19 protein-coding genes are annotated in these 19,065 nt (G+C 57.4%); 2 read left to right on the top strand and 17 right to left on the bottom strand.

Annotation, left to right across the window (positions count from 1 at the left end; translation table 11 throughout):
• Window positions 1–3: 3 nt before the first annotated feature.
• A complete protein-coding gene (locus tag EGY08_RS21940) occupies window positions 4–936 on the top strand; it encodes a 2-hydroxyacid dehydrogenase (protein ID WP_004123880.1) in 933 nt (310 codons plus the stop codon).
• Here the strand turns inward: EGY08_RS21940 and EGY08_RS21935 are convergent.
• From EGY08_RS21935 to EGY08_RS21885, 11 genes are all read right to left on the bottom strand, one after another.
• Window positions 933–1,991, bottom strand: a complete 1,059-nt coding sequence (locus tag EGY08_RS21935) for a cytochrome c-type biogenesis protein CcmH (RefSeq protein WP_123828898.1) — start codon at window positions 1,989–1,991, stop codon at window positions 933–935. The two genes, EGY08_RS21940 and EGY08_RS21935, sit on opposite strands and share 4 nt — an antisense overlap.
• Window positions 1,988–2,545 (bottom strand): DsbE family thiol:disulfide interchange protein, encoded by a 558-nt coding sequence (locus EGY08_RS21930; protein ID WP_049114722.1) that lies wholly within the window; start codon window positions 2,543–2,545, stop codon window positions 1,988–1,990. The genes EGY08_RS21935 and EGY08_RS21930 overlap by 4 nt, the downstream gene beginning before the upstream one ends.
• Window positions 2,542–4,479 carry a heme lyase CcmF/NrfE family subunit gene (locus EGY08_RS21925; protein WP_123828897.1) on the bottom strand — a complete coding sequence of 646 codons (1,938 nt, stop codon included), beginning with the start codon at window positions 4,477–4,479 and terminating at the stop codon, window positions 2,542–2,544. Before EGY08_RS21925 ends, EGY08_RS21930 begins: the two co-directional genes overlap by 4 nt.
• Window positions 4,476–4,955 (bottom strand): cytochrome c maturation protein CcmE, encoded by a 480-nt coding sequence (gene ccmE / locus EGY08_RS21920; protein ID WP_004123890.1) that lies wholly within the window; start codon window positions 4,953–4,955, stop codon window positions 4,476–4,478. The genes EGY08_RS21925 and ccmE overlap by 4 nt, the downstream gene beginning before the upstream one ends.
• On the bottom strand, window positions 4,952–5,155 hold the full coding sequence (gene ccmD, locus EGY08_RS21915; RefSeq protein WP_004123891.1) for a heme exporter protein CcmD: 204 nt from the start codon (window positions 5,153–5,155) through the stop codon (window positions 4,952–4,954). The genes ccmE and ccmD overlap by 4 nt, the downstream gene beginning before the upstream one ends.
• Entirely contained in the window at window positions 5,152–5,889 is a 738-nt protein-coding gene (locus EGY08_RS21910; RefSeq protein WP_123828896.1) for a heme ABC transporter permease, read from the bottom strand. The genes ccmD and EGY08_RS21910 overlap by 4 nt, the downstream gene beginning before the upstream one ends.
• Before the next feature lie 99 nt (window positions 5,890–5,988).
• Complete coding sequence (ccmB, locus tag EGY08_RS21905; protein ID WP_004123893.1) at window positions 5,989–6,645, bottom strand: heme exporter protein CcmB; 657 nt, start codon at window positions 6,643–6,645, stop codon at window positions 5,989–5,991.
• On the bottom strand, window positions 6,645–7,286 hold the full coding sequence (gene ccmA / locus EGY08_RS21900; RefSeq protein WP_032741933.1) for a cytochrome c biogenesis heme-transporting ATPase CcmA: 642 nt from the start codon (window positions 7,284–7,286) through the stop codon (window positions 6,645–6,647). Before ccmA ends, ccmB begins: the two co-directional genes overlap by 1 nt.
• Before the next feature lie 10 nt (window positions 7,287–7,296).
• A complete protein-coding gene (locus EGY08_RS21895; protein WP_004123895.1) occupies window positions 7,297–8,691 on the bottom strand; it encodes a cytochrome-c peroxidase in 1,395 nt (464 codons plus the stop codon).
• A 387-nt stretch (window positions 8,692–9,078) separates the two neighbouring features.
• Window positions 9,079–10,272, bottom strand: a complete 1,194-nt coding sequence (locus EGY08_RS21890; RefSeq protein WP_049114724.1) for an MFS transporter — start codon at window positions 10,270–10,272, stop codon at window positions 9,079–9,081.
• A gap of 63 nt (window positions 10,273–10,335) precedes the next feature.
• Entirely contained in the window at window positions 10,336–11,112 is a 777-nt protein-coding gene (locus tag EGY08_RS21885; protein WP_004123898.1) for an SDR family NAD(P)-dependent oxidoreductase, read from the bottom strand.
• Between the two features lie 144 nt (window positions 11,113–11,256).
• On the opposite strand from EGY08_RS21885, the gene EGY08_RS21880 reads away from it, so the two are divergent.
• The gene (locus tag EGY08_RS21880; protein ID WP_049114725.1) at window positions 11,257–12,177 is read left to right on the top strand and encodes a LysR substrate-binding domain-containing protein; all 921 of its coding nucleotides are present in this window, start codon (window positions 11,257–11,259) and stop codon (window positions 12,175–12,177) included.
• A 39-nt stretch (window positions 12,178–12,216) separates the two neighbouring features.
• Here the strand turns inward: EGY08_RS21880 and EGY08_RS21875 are convergent, their stop codons facing one another.
• The 6 genes from EGY08_RS21875 to EGY08_RS21850 all read right to left on the bottom strand — a co-directional run bounded on the left by EGY08_RS21875 (window position 12,217) and on the right by EGY08_RS21850 (window position 19,034).
• Window positions 12,217–12,990, bottom strand: a complete 774-nt coding sequence (locus EGY08_RS21875) for a transporter substrate-binding domain-containing protein (RefSeq protein WP_049114726.1) — start codon at window positions 12,988–12,990, stop codon at window positions 12,217–12,219.
• A 35-nt stretch (window positions 12,991–13,025) separates the two neighbouring features.
• Complete coding sequence (locus EGY08_RS21870; RefSeq protein WP_112167337.1) at window positions 13,026–13,820, bottom strand: CatB-related O-acetyltransferase; 795 nt, start codon at window positions 13,818–13,820, stop codon at window positions 13,026–13,028.
• A 135-nt stretch (window positions 13,821–13,955) separates the two neighbouring features.
• Window positions 13,956–15,020: a fimbrial protein gene (locus EGY08_RS21865; RefSeq protein ID WP_049114728.1), complete on the bottom strand. Its 1,065-nt coding sequence runs from the start codon at window positions 15,018–15,020 to the stop codon at window positions 13,956–13,958.
• A 48-nt stretch (window positions 15,021–15,068) separates the two neighbouring features.
• Window positions 15,069–17,603: a fimbria/pilus outer membrane usher protein gene (locus tag EGY08_RS21860; protein ID WP_004123911.1), complete on the bottom strand. Its 2,535-nt coding sequence runs from the start codon at window positions 17,601–17,603 to the stop codon at window positions 15,069–15,071.
• A gap of 26 nt (window positions 17,604–17,629) precedes the next feature.
• Window positions 17,630–18,289 carry a molecular chaperone gene (locus EGY08_RS21855; RefSeq protein ID WP_004123915.1) on the bottom strand — a complete coding sequence of 220 codons (660 nt, stop codon included), beginning with the start codon at window positions 18,287–18,289 and terminating at the stop codon, window positions 17,630–17,632.
• Between the two features lie 148 nt (window positions 18,290–18,437).
• Complete coding sequence (locus tag EGY08_RS21850; RefSeq protein ID WP_004123918.1) at window positions 18,438–19,034, bottom strand: fimbrial protein; 597 nt, start codon at window positions 19,032–19,034, stop codon at window positions 18,438–18,440.
• Window positions 19,035–19,065 lie beyond the last annotated feature (31 nt).

The raw sequence follows: 19,065 nt of genomic DNA, 5'->3' as shown, positions 1-19,065 counted from the left end.
CCTATGACTCAGTTCACCCTCGTCGTGGATTGTAACGATCCTCAGTATACCCGGGAGATTTGCGCCGCGTTCGCGCTATTCCCGGAAGTGAAAGCGGTTCTGCCAGAGGACCCCGCCGCCCGCGAGGCGCAATATGCCTGCTGCTGGTTTCCCGACCCGCAACTGCTGGTGCGCTCGCCTCAACTGAAGCTGATCCAGGCCGCGTCTGCCGGCGTCGACCATTTACCCGCCAGCGTTTTCGCCAGCGATGTTCCGCTCTGTCGGGTGGTGGATGAAGATTTTCGTCACGGTATGTTTGAATACGCGCTGTGGGGCGTGCTGTGGTTTCAGCGGCGCTTTGACCGGGCGCTGGCTCACCAGCGCGAGCGCGTCTGGAAAATGTATCCGCAGCGAGCGGCAGCCGATTATCACGTTGGGGTCATGGGCCTCGGCGAAATTGGCGGCTATATCGCCGCGCAGCTTGCCGGATTGGGATATAAGGTTTCCGGCTGGGCGCGCAGTGAAAAATCCCTTGCTGGCGTGCGTTGTTATCACGGAGATGCTCAGGCTGGCGAATTTCTTGGCCAACTGGATGCGCTGATCAACGTCCTGCCGTTAACGGATCAGACGCGAGGCATCCTTGCCCACCCTTTACTGGAGCAACTACCTGACGGTGCAGCGCTAATTAACTGCGGACGCGGCGAGCATATGGTGAATCTGGACGTGCTCGAGGCGCTGGATAGCGGCAAGCTCTCCGGCGCGCTGCTGGACGTCTTCCCCGTCGAACCGCTGCCCCAGGAAGACCCGCTGTGGCAGCATCCGCAGGTGGTTATCACTCCGCATATGGCCTCCATCGCGCAGACGGAGGTGATTGCCCGCCAGCTGCTGGATAACATCCAGCGGCAGCGGCAGGCGCTGCCGCTGAAAAACCTGGTGAATAAACAGAGCGGTTATTAACCCGGCGCTTCGGCGGCGGGATCGCCATGGGTTAACCGTTGCTCCGTCTGGTTAATGTGACGCTCAATGACCGCTCGACGCGCATCGTCAGGCGGTAATAGGTTCAGCAGCGTCTTCCACGCCGTCAGCGCCTCGCTAAAATGCGCCTGTTCTAACGCACTAAGCGCATACAGATTAAGCAGGCGGGCGTTAACGCGCTGGTGCGCCATCAGCTGACGCACCAGCGCGTCACCCCGTGGGTCCGATACCCGCAGCAGCGCCTCCGCATAGCTAAATGCCGCCCGATCGTTCTCTGGCGCCAGCGCGTAAGCGCGAGCATAAGCCTGAGTCACCATACCGGCGTTGTCCAGGATCCTGCCAATCCGCCCGAGCATAAGCCACTCCTCAACGTTGGCGTCCGGGTTTTGCCACAGTCTGGTGCGTAACCCGAGGGCCAGACGCCGCAAATCGTCTTCATCAAGCGGCAACGCCTTTGGTTCCTGTACCCGCGCCAGCAGGGCCGGCGTCTGGGCCACCGCCTGCTGCCAGATTCTCACCTGCTGATAGTGGCCGGTATGGCAATAGCTGGCCGCGCCTACCGCCAGCGCAATGACCGCGCCGGGTATATAAACCCACGGCCCGGCGGGTTTGCTCTCAGGCGCCCGGCCGGCAGAAAACGCCTCCAGTCCGATCCTGACGCGGCGGCGCGAACGGGCCACTATCGCCCAACCGCCGATGGCGATCGCGGTGGCCGGCAATACCCACAGCAGAATAGTCAGCGGGGTTAATGGCGGATCGTAGGTGACGAAGTTGCCGTAGCGCGCCACCATGTAGTCCACGATATCATCGTTACTTTTCCCTTCCTGCATGAGCGCAAAAACTTTCTGCCGCAGGTCGGCCGCGATCGCGGAACTGGAATCAGCAATGCTATTGTTCTGGCATTTCGGGCAGCGAAGCTGCTCCGTAAGCAGGCGAAACCGCTGTTCCTGCTCCTCATCTTTAAACGGCATGACATCAATAGCGGCCAGCGCGTGCGCGCAAAGCAGCAGCATCAGCGCACTCAGTAGAAATCTCATGGCGCGGCCTCCCTACCGTACTTCTCCCACAGCGGCCTGAATTCACGTTCCCACACCCGATCGTTAAGATCGCCCGCGTGGCGGTAGCGAATGATCCCCTGCCCATCGATCAAAAACGTCTCCGGCGCGCCGTAGACTCCGAGATCCAGGCCAAGCATTCCGTCACCGTCAAACAGGCTCAGCGCATAGGGATTGCCCAGCGTTTTCAGCCAGTCTATCGCTTTCAGCCGATCGTCTTTGTAGTTCAGACCAACCACGCGGATCCCCTGCGCGGAAAGCTGATTTAAATACCGATGCTCTGCGCGACACGTCGGGCACCAGGTTGCCCAGACGTTAAGCAGCAGCGGTTCGCCCTGACTCAGCACATCCGCCTGAAAATGCTGCTTGCTATCCTCCAACGCCTCAAGGCGAAAAAGCGGCACCGGCTGGCCAATCAGCGTCGACTCCAGGCTGGCGGGATCGTCCCCTTGCGCATTACGCGCCAGCTGCCATACCAGCAGCAGCATAATGGCCATAAAAATGACCAGCGGGATCACCATCATACCGCGCTTCATCCGACCTCCGCGGTAGGGTGTCCACGACGCCGGCGGTAGCGTGGATCGCTCAGGCACAATACTCCGCCCAACGCCATCAGCACTCCTCCCGCCCAAATCCAGCGCACGAACGGTTTATAATAGAGGCGCACGGCCCAGGCGCCGTTGCCCAGATCCTCACCCAGCGCGGCATAGAGATCGCGGGTAAATCCGCCGTCAACCGCCGCTTCGGTCATCATGGCGTTGCTACTGGCGTAAAACCGTTTTTCCGCATTCAGTATCGCCTGCGGTTCGCCGTTTCGCGTGACGCCAATGACCGCGACGGCAGCACGATAGTTTGGGCCGAGAATCTCTTTGACCTCCTGGAAGGAAAAGCGGTATTCATGGATGTCGACGCTGTCGCCCGTGCGCATACGCACATCGCGCTCCACGCTGTAATTTTGGCTAAAAGCGATGCCCACAATGGTGACCGCCAGCCCGAGGTGGCCTGCGACCATTCCCCAGTAGCTGAGTGTCTTTCTGGCGCCGCGTGAAACCCGCCAGGCGATCTCCGCCATCGCCAGCGTAAAGACCCAACAGGCCATCGCCAGCCCGACCACCGTCATGGCAACAATCTTATCGCCAAACCACCATGGCAACAGAAGCGCCAGCGCCAACGTGCTTGCGCTGGCGATAACCAGCAGCCGCCTGAGCCTGCGCGGGCGATCTCGCCCCCATCGCACCAGCGGGCCGATGCCCAGCAGCAGCGCAAACGGCGCCGTCAGCCCGCTGAACATCGTGTTAAAGAACGGCGCGCCAATCGAAATGCTGCCGAGGCCCAGCTGTTTATGCGCCAGCGGCAGCAGCGTACCCAGCAGCACCGCGAGCATCGCGGTAATCAGCAGAACGTTGTTGCCAAGCAGCAGTGACTCGCGCGACCAGAGCGCATTATTTACCCGCGAGCGCACCTTATAGCCACGCGCGGCGAACAGCAGCAAAGCGCCGCCAACCACCAGCACCATAAAGGCAAGAATAAACATGCCGCGCGCCGGATCGGAGGTAAAAGCATGAACCGAGACCAGCACGCCGGAACGCACCAGAAAGGTCCCCAGCAGACAGAGTGAAAATGCGCAGATGGCGAGCAGAAGCGTCCACGCCTTGAAGCTGGCGCGCTGTTCAGTAACCGCCAGCGAATGCAGCAGCGCGGTGCCGGCCAGCCATGGCATCAGTGACGCGTTTTCCACCGGATCCCAGAACCACCAGCCGCCCCAGCCCAGCTCGTAGTACGCCCATGCGGAGCCCAGCACAATACCGAGCGTCAGGAAGACCCACGCTGCCAGCGTCCACGGGCGTGAAAAGCGCGCGAAGGCGCTATCCAACCGTCCGCTCAACAGCGAGGCTATCGCCAGGGAAAAGGCGACCGAAAATCCAACATAGCCCATATACAGCAGCGGTGGATGGAAGATAAGCCCGGGGTCCTGCAACAGCGGATTCAGGTCGCGCCCTTCAATGGCGAATTCCGGCAGCGTACGGGCAAACGGGTTGGAGGTGAACAGAATAAACAGCAGAAAGCCGACGCTTATCATTCCCATCACCGCCAGCACTCGGGCAACGATATCGAGCGGCATCCGCCTGCTGAGCAGCGCTACCGCCAGCGTCCAGCCGCTCATCATCAGCACCCACAGCAGCAGCGAACCTTCATGAGCGCCCCAGGCCGCGGCCACGCGGTACCAGACCGGCAGCTGAGTATTGGCGTTGTTGACCACATAGTTCAGCGTAAAGTCGTTCGTAATCAAGGCGTTAATCAGCACCATAAAGGCGCCCATTACGAGGATAAACAGCAGCCCGGCAAATATCCGGGAAGAGGCCATCATTCGCCTATCGCCCCGCGCCGCGCCCCACAGCGGATAGACGGAAAGTAGTAGCGCAACGCCAAGCGCCAGACACAGCAGCCCGTTGCCGACTTCAGGCATCATGAGGAGGCATCCCTGTAGGCGCTATCCGGCCGGCGATGGTTTCTCTCCATCGCTTTTTCCACTTCCGGCGGGGTATAGCTCTCATCGTGTTTGGCGAGCACCTCTTTCGCCTGTACCCGGCGTTGTTCATCAAGCTCGCCCTGCACCACCACGCCCTGCCCTTCACGAAACAGGTCCGGCAGAATGCCGTCGTAGCTGACATCCACCGAACCTTCGGCGTCATAGATGCTAAAGCTCACCCGCAGCGAGTTCGGATCCCGCTTCACGCTGCCGGGCATGACCATCCCGCCGACGCGCAGACGCTGACCGGGCTCGGGCCGTTGCTGCGTTTCGCGCTTGCCATAGAGGATTTCGCCGGGCGTATAGAACAGGTCGATACTCGAGCGCAGCGCGTAAAGCACCAGCGCGGTGGTCAACGTGAGCCCGGCGAGGATCGTGAGGGCGACCCACAGCCGATTTTTGCGGCGAAGATTCATCTTGCCTCCTGCGCCGCGCGCATCCGGGCTTCACGAGCGCGCTGCTGTACGATGCCGCGCAGGATGATCCGATGCTGTATAACGCTGTGCGCGACCAGCGCCATTAGCGGGATAACGGTCAATGCCGCCGCCAGCCAGACGTAAAAGGCATAGCCGCCCATGGCCAGGAAATCGCTCCAGTTTGCAAATGCGCAGTTCATCGACGGCCCCTTTTTAAAATCAGATCGCTTACCCACGGACGACGTTTTTCCATGAGCAAAATGAGATTCCGCATGCGCATTAGCGCCAGCGTGATAAACAGTAGCAGGTAGCCGATAATCGCCAGCCGCAGCGGCGTGCGCATCGCCGGGTCGATGCTTTGCTGCATATTCGTCGAACCCTGATGCAGGGTGTTCCACCACTCCACCGAGTAGTGAACGATCGGTAAATTCACCACGCCAATAAGCACCACAATACCCGCCGCGCGACCGGCCAGACGGCGGTCGTCAAAAGCGTGCCACAGCGCAATCGCGCCGACGTAAAGAAATAGCAGCACCAGCTCAGAGGTTAATCTGGCATCCCAAACCCACCAGGTGCCCCACATAGGTTTCCCCCACGCGGCTCCGGTCACCAGCGCCACAAAAGTAAATACCGCCCCCACGGGCGCCATTGCCGCCAGCGCCAGATTCGCCATCTTCATCTGCCAGACCACGCCAATAAATGCCGCCACCGCCATCAGGGCATAAATGCCCATAGACCACATGGCCGCAGGCACGTGCAGATAGATAATGCGATAGCTGTCGCCCTGCTGATAATCCGCGGGCGCAAAGCCAAATCCCCAGACCCAGCCCGCGAGTAGCACCAGCGCGCTGACGCCGCCCAGCCACGGCGCAACCCTGCCGCAGAGCTGATAAAGCCGCGGCGGATGCGTTAGTCGAATCCCTGTTTTCCTCATATTTCAGTCACCAGAAATAAAGATGAATCTATTGATAAGCGCGGGCCTGAAAACCACCCGCCGTCGCAAACCTGATAAGCGCCATCAGGGAGACAGGCGCTACTGCATGCTGACGCGAAGCGCCGCCGCCGTCGCAAAAGGGCTTAACGTTGCGCTGCCCGCCAGCAGCGCGCCCAGAATCGCCATATACCCCTCAACCGGCAGATGCATGGCCGCCGCATCCATCGCGGCGGCGGCAAAAATGAGTAACGGAATCGTCAGCGGCAGAACCAGCACGCTTAACAGCACGCCGCCGCGCTTAAGCCCGACGGTGAGCCCCACGCCCGGCGCGCCGAGGAATCCCAGCGTTGGCGTCCCTAACAGCAGGGTCAGCGCCATAATTTTCCAGCCATAGACGTCCATGCCCAGCAGCAGCGCCGCCAGCGGCGACAGGATCAGCAGGGGCAGACCGGTCACCGCCCAGTGAGCCATCACCTTAGCCAGCACCACTGCCGGCAACGGCAAAGGCAGCAGCATCAGCTGTTCGAGGCTGCCGTCCTGAAAGTCGTCGCGAAACAAGCGCTCCAGCGCCAGCAGCGAGGAGAGCAGCGCAGCGACCCAAATAATGCCGGGCGTCAGCCGCGCCAGAAGCTGCGGATCCGGACCAATAGCCAGCGGGAACAGGGTGATGACCATCAGAAAAAACCACAGCGGATTGGCGATTTCCGCGCGATGGCGAAACGCGACCCGCAGTTCAAGACAAAAAATCCGCCACATCACCGTTCCGTCCCCTCGCCGCTCAGCGCAATGCGCCGTATCCTGCCGGACGCCGCGGTAATGGGTTGATGGGTGGTGAAGATAACGATGCCGCCTTGTTCCGTGTGCTGCGCCATGCGCTGAATCAGGCGCTCGACGCCTGCCGTGTCGACAGCTGTAAAAGGTTCGTCGAGGATCCACAGCCGGGCGCGGGTCAGCCAGAGACGCGACAGCGCCACGCGCTGCTGCTGACCGGCGGAGAGCTGGTTAACGGGAGTATCGTCGTAGCCGGCAAGCCCCGCCTGTTCCAGGGCCTCCCGGCATTGAGCGATATCGTCGTGTTGATAAAGAAAGCGTAGATTTTCCAGGGCAGTCAGACGGGCTTTGATTCCCGGCTTATGGCCAATCCACAGCAGGTTTTGCTGGTAGCCGTCGCGTACGCGATGCAGGGGTTGGCCTTGCCAGTAGATTTCACCGGCATCCGCGCGAGCCAGTCCGGCGAGCAGGCGCAGGAGGGTCGTTTTCCCCGCACCGTTGCCTCCGGCGATCTGCACCCAATCGCCCGGCGAAACGCTGAATGAAAAATCCTTCATCAGCGTCCGACCATCGCATTCGCGGTACAGTTTAATGGCCCTCAGCCAACTCCGGGAACGTTCGCTCATCGTCATACCGTTATTGCCCAGGCTGATATGGCGTATAGACACCGGTCAGGCTATGCAGAAAAGCGACAATATCATCGATATCTTTTTGTGCTAATTCAGTACCGACCTGATAGCGCAGCATAAGTTTTACCGCGCCATCAAGCGTCGGAACATCACCGCGATGGAAATAGGGGGCGGTGAGAGCCACATTACGCAGACCCGGCACTTTTTGGCGTAATTTATCACGAACTTGTTTAGTCACATTCATTCGGCCAATATCAGCAGCCGTTATTTCGCCAAAATCAAAATCACGCTTCAGCCCCAGAGGTTCAAAAGAGCGGCCGCCGAGAATAATACCGCCGTGACAGGTAGCACATTTATTATCCTTAAATAGCTGATAGCCATGTTTTTGTTGGGCGGTCAGAGCGCCTTCATCACCGCGCAGCCAATTATCAAATGGCGCATCGGGGGTAATTAATGTTTTTTCAAATTCAGCGATAGCATCAGTAATGCGTTCACCGCTAAAACCTTGCGGGTAAACGGCTAAAAAATCCTTTTTCAATACAGGATCTTTATCCAGTTTATTAATAATATCTCCCCAGGATTTTGATGCCATCTCAATGGGGTTTAACGGCGGGCCACCGGCCTGTTCCTGCAGCGTTGACGCCCGACCGTCCCAGAATTGATCAATATTAAAGACAGCGTTAAATACCGTTGGCGCATTAATTGGCCCAATAGCCCCCCCTACGCCAATGGACGTTTTTCTGCCATCTACCCCGCCCGCGTTTAAGGCGTGACAGTGTGCGCAAGATATTGTGCTGTCGCCCGATATTCGCGCGTCATGATAAAGACGAAAACCCAGCGCAACCTTCTGCTCATCGACGGGCAGTTTTTTAGGGATCGGCTGGAGAGGTTCATTACGATGCTCCGCGGCGGTATCCGCGCTGGCGTAGTAGCGCTCGCGCTGGTGCTTTATCCAGTTGAGTATCTCAATACGTTCGCTGTCGCTCACTCTGCCGGCCCAGTGCAGCGCGACGTAACGCGTGGGCGGCATCGTTTGATGCTGCATAACCCACTCAATCTTGTTTAATTCACTTTGTGAAACGGGTTTATCGTCAATCAGGGAGGTACGCACGGATTGCAGGCTAAAGGATTTGTATCCCAGCCGCACATCATAATCCATCAACTGTTTGGCTACGGGAAAAGAGGCGTAAAAGGGCAACGCCGCCGCTGGCGTATGGCAGTAGTCGCAACCTTTTTCACTAAAAAAAGAGAGAACTTTATTATTTTCGTCAACCGCCGAGAGTTGCTGCTCGTTTTTTTTAATACGCTGATTGTCGTAATACCAGATATAGCCTGACAACCCTAAATAACATAACAAGCCTGCGGTAATGACAGAGGCCGTAATGGTCGCAATTTTCTTCATAAGATCATTCCTTTGAGGCATTGCAGCTGAGATAATGACGTCTTATACTTATAATTTCACGTAACATAATAGCGGTGAAAGCACTGCGTATATTGATTAACGTCAAAACCCACGACAGGCAGGACCTATAGATATAATAAGCCAGCCCTATCATCTAAATATTATGCCGCACCTCACTCCGGGGATAAAAACTCACCCACACATATTTCCTTTTATCTTATAAAGGTTCATAAGCGGATGTGAGGGATCGCATTAACGAGATCCATCACCTGAAAAAATGAGATATGAATTCTATTTCATGCAATCAATTCACATTTGAAAAATGCTGTCGTGACAAAAATAAAGAGCGGAAAAATACTTCCGCTCGCGTTTAAAAAGCGAAGCGGCTTATCCTCTTAATGTTGGACGCCTGCCGAACAATAATGCGATCAGCGCAACCACAACCGGCACCAGCGACCCCCACAGCACGGCATTCCAGCCGAAGAGATTCATCAATGCGCCGGAGGAAAACGAGCCAATCATCATGACCCCGAAGACAATAAAATCGTTCAGCGATTGCACCTGGGTTTTCTCTTCCGGGCGGTGGAAATCCATAATCTGCGCCGACGCGCCGGTAAAGCCGAAGTTCCAGCCAATGCCGAGCAGAATAAGCGACAGCCAGTAGTGCATAATGTCGATACCGGCGAGGCCAACCATCACCGACAGCACCAGTAGAATCAACCCTGCAGCGTTAATACGCCGGGCGCCGAAGCGATTAATCAACTTGCCGGTAAAAAATCCTGGGCCATACATGGCGATCACATGCCACTGAATGCCCAGATTCGATGCCTGCTGCGAGATACCGTGCATGTGCATGGAAAGCGGCGCGGCGGTCATCAAAAAATTCATCACCATATAGGAGATTGCGCCGCTGAATACCGTCCGGGAAAACCCCGGCTGGCGTACGATTTCGCCCAGCGGACGCCCGCCAGATTGGGTCTGCGCCACCGGCGCGGCGGTTTTTACCCCCAGTAAAACCAGCGCCGATAGCGCCGCCACCAGTCCCTGAGCGATAAAGGTCATTGCGAAGGTGTGTGGTGGCCACAGATTCATGGTGCTGGTCACCAGCATCGGGCCGATAACCCCCGCCGCCACGCCGCCCCCCATAACCAGGGAGAGCGCCCGGGCGCGCCGCTCGCCGCTGACGCCATCAGTGGCGGCAAAGCGGAAAGAAACCGCCACCGCCGCATAGGCGCCGCCGAAAAAGGCCGCGATACAGAATAGCCAGAACGAACCGAGCACCACCGCCAGCGCCGCCAGCATTCCCGTCAACACACCGGCCCCGGTGCCGGTCATAAAGACCGTCTTGCGTCCGCGCCGTCTGGCCAGTTCGCCAAACGGCAGTATGCAGGCCGCCATACCCAGCACAAAAATGGTGACAGGCAGCGTTGCCAGCGTCGGTACGGGCGCGATGGCGTTGCCAACAATCGCCCCTGTGGCGTAAAACACCACCGAGTTTGCTCCCGCCAGCGCCTGTGCCGTCGCCAGGCGAATAATATTCTGGTTTTGCTGCCCGACGGGCAGCGTTATCTCAGCGCTCATGGACTCTTTTATCCTGAATTCGTTTTCGTTATGCCAATACCCTGACTGACATAATGAACGTAATCAGACATTCCGACCAGCCATCACGCCGCCATCAATATCCCAAACCGCACCGGTCACCCAGCGGGTGCTCTCGCTGAGGAGAAAAGTGACGGTCTGCGCGATATCATCAGGCGTGCCGACACGGCCAACGGGATGGAAGCCGTCGAAGCTATTCATCACAGCCTTCACATCCTCTTCAGGAATAAAGTTTTCATAGATTGGCGTATGCACCACCGCCGGAGATACCGCATTGACCCGAATACCGCTACCGCCCAGCTCAATCGCCAGGTTTTTCGTCAGCGCATGCAGCCCCGCCTTCGCCATGGAGTATGCCGAGGACGGCGTCGCGCCGATGGCCTGCTGCGCCCACATCGACCCGATATTCACAATCGAGCCTTTGATGCCGTTGACCAGCATATTGCGCACCACCTCACGGGTGATAAAAAACGTCGCGCGGTTGAGATTCATATACCGATCGTAATCGGCCATTTCATGTTCGATAAACGGCTTCGGGAAGAAGACGCCGGCAGCGTTGACCAGCAGGCTGATATCCTGATGCTCTGCATTGATGTTCGCCATGACCTGCTGCATACCGGCCTCGCTCATCAGGTCGGCCACGAGAATATCCACCTTACCGTATGTCGCCAGCGCCTGACGCGCCTGTTCGGCCTTTTCCCGACGATTGCCCACCAACACCACGCTGCCGCCATTCTCCACCACCCGTTTGGCCGTCGCCAGCCCCATACCGCTGGTCCCGCCAATCACGAGCAGTTTTTTTCCCATAAACGTCGTATTCATCATTCACCTCTTCACGGTTGCTTGTATGGCCTCAGCATGCCTGCCCTGAACCGCGCTGACGAATGAGAAGAAATAGTCCTGCAGCAAAGAAAATCTATCTTGATGGCCTATACTGAGGCGAAATTTGACTGAGGGATATCCAGCATGCGATCGCTTAACCGACTGAAATGGCTTCACGCTTTTGAAGCCACCGCCCGCCACGGCAGCTTTACCGGCGCGGCGCGCGAGCTGGGGGTGACCCCCGCCGCCGTCGGGCAGCTGGTCAGGGCGCTGGAAGAGTGGGTCGGCCATCCGCTGCTGCACCGCACCCGTGCCGGTAAAGCGCGTCTGACCCTGGTGAGCGAGGCCCAGGAAGCGCTGCAGGATATTACTCAGGGACTGGATAAGCTGGAGAGCGGGCTGAATAAGCTTCGCGGCCGCCGGGCGCGTTCGGTGGTGGTGATCACCGCCTCGCAGGTGCTGATGATGAACTGGCTGATGGAGCGCTTAAATCGCTTCTCCGCCGCCCATGAAAATATCGACCTGCGCCTCAACGTTACGGAAAAGCTGATGGATGTGGCCCACGGCGAAGCGGATTTAGGTATTCGCTGCGGCCGCGGTGACTGGCCCGGGGTCGATAAAACCTGGCTGATGGATGAAGAGGCGTTGCTGGTGTGCAGCCCACTTATCGTCCCGGCAGACAAAACCACCTGCGGCGAGTGGCTGGCGGCGCAAAAGCTGATTCATGATGATACGCCGCATCCCGGTGCCAGCTTTCCCTCATGGGAGGATGTGCTGGCCGCGGCTCAGGCCCCGACGGCGCGCGATAGCGGGATGCATATCGACTCAACGTCGGCGGTTATCCTTGCCGCCCTCAGCGGGCGCGGCGTCGCCCTCGTCCGCCGGGCGTTGGTAAGGCAGCACCTCGCCACGGGGCAACTCGTCCAGCTACAGGCCACCCGCCGCTGGCCGCTAACCTGGTCCTACTACATCGTGACGCCGCAGCATGCGATCATGCGTCCGGAAGTGAAGGTGTTTTATGACTGGCTGCTTCACGATGTACTGGCGGAAAACCCGATGCGCTGATTATCTTCCGCCAGATCCGCATAGAAAACCTTTATTGCTTTATGGTTTTACCTGGTCATGAATGCGCCACTTCTGCTTAAGCACATTTTTATCCTGGCTATCCAGCCACTGGTTTACTTTCTCCAGCAGCTGCGGGTTATCTTTATTCATCATATAGACTTTAAAGCTCGCGGTTCCCGGGAACGGCGTCTCGTTAGCCACGCAGAATACGCCCGGTTCATTGCTCTGGTAATAGACGCCTTCGATCAGGTCGGTCACCATCATATCCGCCGTTTTCTGCCGCAGCGCTTCAAGGTTATCGATATTGTTTTTCACCCGGATAATTTGCGCATGCTTGATATGTTCATCAACAAAGCTTTGGTTGGTTCCCCCCGGATTCACCACCACCTTCACGTTCGGCTGGTCGATTTTTTCCAGGCTACCGAGGGCCGGCGCTGCCGCGCAGTTAGCCAGCGCAATTTTGCCGTTCGGCACCACCGGCTGGCTTAACGCGAAATCTTTCGCCCGCGCCGCGGTTTCCGTCACCCCGCCCATGGCGATATCAAACTTGTCGGCCTTCAGATCGGCGGAGAGAGTTGGCCAGCTGGTCGGCACGAAGCGCACCTTCAGGCCAAGGCGCTTGCCGAGATCTTTCGCCATATCCACATCGTAGCCCAGCAGCTCTCCGGCTTTATTGTGAAACGCCAGCGGCGCGTAGTCTCCCGGCACGCCGACTTTAAGTTCGCCGCTTTGTTGGATGCTGTTCATGTCGCGCGCCTGAGCGCCAAAGGCGATGGCGGCAATGATGAAAGCAATACCTGACTTCAACTTCATCTTTTTATCCTTGTCCAAATGTGAACCGTTTCTGATTACACCGCGCTGCGCGGCGGATGCTGTTTATTCGCCATAAAATCTTTAATCATGGTCGCCGTCAATACCGGCGGCGAAAAAGCGGACAGCGTCCCTTCAGCGACGCGCCCGGCGAGCAGCTCGCAAAAGCGTTCAACCTGATTAACCGGACAAACGGCAATATCCTGGGCAGAGTAACGCCACCAGCGTAGCGCCAGCAGTTGCTCGATAATCGCCTCGCTAAAGCGCATGCGGATGACCTTCGCCGGATGACCACCGACGATGGCGTACGGCGCGACGTCTTTGACCACCAGCGCGTTGGCGGCAATCACTGCCCCATCGCCAATCGTGATGCCCTGCGCCAGGGTGACATTCTGACCAATCCACACATCGTTGCCGATGGTTATTGGCCGGGGCGTTTTCTCAAAAGGGTAAAACTGGTTGGGCCTGCCGCTGTCGGCTGCCAGCGTCGCCATCACGCCAGAGTGATGAGCATAAAAAACCGGGCTGGCGCTGGCCCACTCCAACGGATGCCGGTCGCCCAGCACCTGTAGCCGATCGGCAATCGAGGTGTAGCGCCCTACCCTGATGAGCGCTGGCAGCAGGGTTCGCGTATAGCTAAAAGCACCCAGTGAGGCCAGCCGTTCACCGCAGCGCCCCCAGTAGGTGGTATAGGCCTCGGTGGCCAGGTTTTCCGGTACATCGATCGGCAGGTCATCACGGTAAAAGGCGTGGGCGCAGACCAGTTTCTGCCCGCCGACAAAAACGCGCTGCGCCTGCAAAAGAGGCTTAAGCTCACCAAAGGCGATTTTCATTTTCGATTTTCCCGCACATAAGTACTCCCGGTCAGCCGCTTAATCTCTCGATCATTGATAGCGTACCGATCCGCTCACTGTGCGAAAAATCGTTATGACATCTCTTTTTTGTGAGCCGCAGCGCGAAAGCGACGGTCAGTTATACTCCAGCGCAAACGTCACCATGCTATTGGCGGTACCGGCGGTTACCGCGTCATCCGTCTGTATGTACTGGGCGTTGAAGTTGATATTTTCCGCCGCGCCGGCGCTGCTGGCGGTAATCCGCTTGAGCACAGGTAAGTTGCTGGCTTCGTTGATTTTGACGCCGGTTCCGACTGCTGGCGCCGGGGCGCTGTTATTGCCGTAGGTCAGCCTGACGCCCACCCCGCTCGCGGAGGCATTGTCTTTGCTGAGCGCCAGGGTATCCGTCCCCCCGGTTTGCGTCGTCACGCCAAAAAAACCAATACGGATATCGGTCGGCGTGGAACAGAAGACCGGAATGGAGAAGCTCCTGGCGCTGCCGCCGACGGTGTTTTTGCCTTTAAACTCCGCTTTATTTACCGCGCCGAGGCTGACGTGAATATTCGCGGTTGAGACCTGACAACTGCCGCTGCTGCCGATATCGACGTTCAGCGCGGCCATATCGAGAGTGACCGGCGGGCTGGCGACAAAAGCGGCGCTGCTATCGGCCTGCTGCTGAATAGTCAGTTCACCAATCTGCGGCTGCGCCGGAACGTTAGCGTGGTTACCGCTGGCCAGAGCGACCTCGCCGGTCTTATAAAACGTCACGAAGACTTTCACCACAATCTGCTGCTGCGTCAGCAGGTTAGCTATTTCATTGCTGTCGCAAACCGTCACGGACTCCGCGCTACCGGCCGCATGGCTGCCATCAATCACGCGAATGGCGCCGCCGCTGCACTGAAAGCCCAACGTGTAGCCCATGCCGTCCAGCGCGGAGGGAAAAACGTGCTGGCCGCCGATCGACAGGGGCGATGAGGCGGTTTTAAGCTGCCGATACACCAGACGTTTAGCCGCCGCTTTCGGCAGTTGAAGATCGCAGGTGAAATGAATCCCGCTGCCGTTATCCGCCATCACGCTGGTCATCTGCGTATTCAGCGGCAGCGTAGGCAGATACTTAATATTCTGGACGTTAACGGTCATCTGACCGATATCCCCTTTACAGGTTTCCGCCCACCCGCCGTGGCTATAAATCCCGGCCATCAGTAGCAATAAAAACGATACTATGCGCAAAATCACCTCAGTGCTGACCTACTGGCAAACGCCAGAGACGGTTTTTACCGGACTCTGTCCCTGCTGTACGGTATCGGTAAGATGGAAATGCAGCGCGCATTTCCGCGAGATATTGTCGGCGTTCCAGGCAACATCAAGCGTCCCTTCTTGCGGGATACCGCTCAGATAGACCTGCCCGCCATCAGCCACCATGCCGCCCGGAACCGCGCCTTGCTCGTCTTCAGCCTTACGCAGGCGAACGCTGGCGCCAAACGGCAGCGGACCGCGGCTATCGCTGAGCGTAAACAGTACTCGGTTGCCGATATGGGTCTGATAGTTTGCCTGCACCACCGCCCCGCCGCCGGGGATCACCGTCTGTCCTTCAAGTTCAACATCGGCATCGTCGGCCAGCGATTCGGTATCGAGCGTAATGGTGTTTTTGCGATACGCCGTCAGCGAGGGCACCACCGCATAACCCCGCCAGTCGGTATGCACGTTGCTGCCGTTTTGAATCGCCACATCGGCGGCTCCCGGCGCGCGTACGATGGCAAAGCTATCGCCGACGGTCTGCCCCAGCGTCACGCCATGAGGATGGGCGACGATGGAGCCTGCTGCGCCCCAGGTCAGCTGATGGCTTCCGCTATCCTGGCGATAGCCGAGCTGCGCGGTTCCGTAGCCGCCATGGTAATCCAGCGATGCGCTGCTGTTACTGCCCTGTCCGCCGTTAGCGTAGCCCTGCTGAAGGGAATAATAGAGATGGGGATTACGCGGAATCGAACCGTACAGCGACGCCTGCTGCGAGGTGCGTCCGTTATTGTCGGAAGTGGTGCTATAGCTAATCGCGCTCTCGGCAAGCGGGCCGCCAAGCGGAATGCTCAGGTTGAAGGACCATGAGCGATCGGCTTTTTGGCGATCGGAAGACTGGGTGTAGTAATAACCCACGCCCCACGAAACGCCTCGCCAGGCGCTGTAAAATCCGAGATGGATTGTTTCATCGCGGCTTTGGCGGTGCCAGTACTCCTGTGACCAGGCGGAAATCGCCAGGCTACTCATACCGCCAAACGCCTGCGATACGGAGATTTCCTCCCGGCTGCGCTTGTTGTCCACAAGGCCATTGCGGCTTTCAAGCGCGTTGGCCTCGCTAAAGTCGTAATAACCGCCAGAGGAGTAGCGATAGCTGGCGAGGCTAAATGAGGTGCCGGTTCCGGCAAAATCCTTCTGGTACTGCACGCGCAGCGAGTGGCCCGCCGAGCGCTTTCCCGAAGGCGTTTTGGTATTCGCCCATGTTGCATCGCCCCCAAGCGAGCCCAGCTCGCCAAAACCACGTCCGACGCCGAGCGCCCAGGACTGGTAATCCTGCGCCAGCTGGCTACCGCCGTAGAGCGTGAACTCGGCCGGCAGCCCATAAAATAGCGTCCCCTGCAAAAATGTCGGCGATGGCGTCTGGCTCTGCCCCGAATGGTAGCGCCCGGCGCTCAGGCTAAATTTCACTCGTCCTTCGCGCAGCATAAACGGTACGGCTGAAAAGGGCTGGGTAAAGGTCCGCACCGAACCGTCGCTCTCTTTAACCTGGACTTCGAGGTCGCCGCTTTGCGCCGTCGGATAGAGATCGTTAATGGCGAACGCTCCCGGCGAGACAAACGTTTCATAGATAACGTAGCCATGCTGGGAGATGGTGACTTTCGCATTGCTGTGCGCCATACCGCGGATCGTCGGGGCAAAGCCGCGCTGGCTATCCGGCAGCATTTCATCATCCGACATCAGCTGAACGCCGCGAAACTGCACGCTGTCGAAAACGTCGCCGCTCGTAAAAGTATCGCCCATCCGCAGCAGGCTTTTGAGTGACTTCAGGTCGCGCTGCAGCCAGGTGCTCTGTGAATTCCAGCGCCGGGTCCGGTCATACTCCATCGACGAGACGTTACGCAGTCGCCAGGCGCCAAAGTTCACTCCGCTGCGTAAATTCAGGTAGCTGGAGCGGCTGTTGTCATCCGACTGCCGGGTTTGCGACCCGGTCAGGTTATAGTTAACAAATGCCGCCGGAATCCCCTCATCCCAGCGCGCCGGATCGACGTACCCGCGGCTTTGCACGTTCATTGCCGCCTGGGGAATGCTTAAGTTCAGGCGCTGAGTGGCGAAGTCAAAACGGCTGCTGGCATCAGGAATATAACGCTCGATGCGGGTGAACGGCTCTCCCTCATGCAGGGTATTAAACGCCGGGAAAGCGCTGACGTTGACGCCATATTCCGCCAGCTGCGCCGGGGTTAACTGCGGCTGCAGCGCGCCGTTGCTGTCGACAAATGTCACCTCGCTCTGGGCTATTTCCTGGTTATTTACCCAGATGCTGACTGGATATGTCCCGGGCTGCTGGCCGCCTGTTTTAGCAAAATAGTGTAAATCAGCGGTCTTTTGCTGCGGATTGGCAAATTCTAATGCCGCCGGATCAAAGTAGTCCTCCGCCCGCGCGATACCGCTTTGGCATAGTAAAATAAGCGCCGTCGGCAATAATAAAATCCCACCGGTTGGCGCAGCGATCGCCGAATAAACGGAAGTCATACCCGAGGTTGTATTTTTCACAATATCCTGACCAGGCCAAACAAAAATTACTGTTGCGCGTAATCCGTAATACCACCGAAGTCATTAATGGCGCGCCATTTGACTGCCCCGGAATGAGTAATTGGCCACTCTTTATGGTCAAGGGGGCCAATCATGCCGGGTTCGGGAATTTCTGTCGCGCCAACCGAAATAACAAAAAAGGAGACAAAATAGGGCGTCGGATTTTGGGCAACCAGTCTGGAACCTTCAATTTTAAACGTCAGCTTGCGCCATGCATCGGCAGGCTCCCCCGGGAGACCATTCGGACGATAGAAAATCTTAAATTTTGATTTAATATTAACCTGAAGCTTATTCGCTTCATCTTTTTTCGTGGGCGCAATGCTTTTTACGTTGAGCCAAAAAACGGATTCGCGATCGGTGGGCAGCGTTCCGCCAATATAGTTAATACGCAATACGTTCTGCTGTTCGGGATCGAGACGGAAAAGCGGCGGCGTCACAATAAAAGGCACGCGGCTTTTATTGTTTTCCGCATAGTTTTCCACCCACGATTGCACCAGATAAGGTGAATGAGTATCAGCGTTGGTGACCGATATTGCGGCTTCACGCTTCCCTTCCTGATAAATAACACGGGTTCCTCCCATGACAATACCGGCCTGTGCCGCAGTTGATAGCAATAAAAAGGCTATCGCGGCGATCGTTCGTTTCATAATGACTACCGTCCGGGAATAATAAAAGCGGGTATCGCTACCTGAAGCTGATAAAAAATCTGCTGAAATGATGCATCCGTATTTCAGCCAGGCAGCGGCCCAGCATGGGAAGCCATAAATAACCGCAGCTTTACCCGCTTTTAGGGTATTAGTTGTAAATCATATTGAAGTTGGCCGTACCGTTGGCAGAACCGGCGGAAACCGCGCTGGTTGAGACATAGTCGGCAAAGAATTCCAGATCGGCGGTACCTGTTGCCGCCCCGCTCGCGCCAGCGGTAACGCTGTGGCCACGTGATACGGCGCCGAGATCAACCGGTGTTGACTTATCGTCTTCGTAAAGCTTTATCGCCACCCCGCTTGCGGTACCGTTAATCGCCAGCAGATCGCTATTGTTGGTATCACGGGTACCGTCAAACAGTACCGAGACGGTGGTGACGGTGGAAGGACAATCTTTTACTTTGATATGGAAGGCGGTTTTCGTCGTTTCAGAACCTGCTCCGGTAAAATAGCTGCTCGCCCATTTTCCCAGATCGACGCTTTGGTTCGCACTGGTGCTATCGACATTACAAGAGGAGTCAGTAATGGAGCCGGTAAATTCTACCTGACCGCCCGTGCCCTGCGTTCCCGCACTAAAGCCGGGGTTAACGGTCATTACTGAACTGGCCGATTGTGAAGGACTGGATAATGCGCTAGCGGAAACCAGAGCACCGACAAACATTGCCATAATACGAAATTGCGTTTTCATTATTCATCTCATCTCTAACTTATATTTTCGA

The sequence above is a fragment of the Klebsiella sp. FDAARGOS_511 genome, from assembly GCF_003812845.1.
Lineage (GTDB): Bacteria > Pseudomonadota > Gammaproteobacteria > Enterobacterales > Enterobacteriaceae > Klebsiella > Klebsiella grimontii.
The sequence above is the reverse complement of the archived record's forward strand: the minus strand, read 5'-3'. Positions and strand labels throughout refer to the sequence as shown.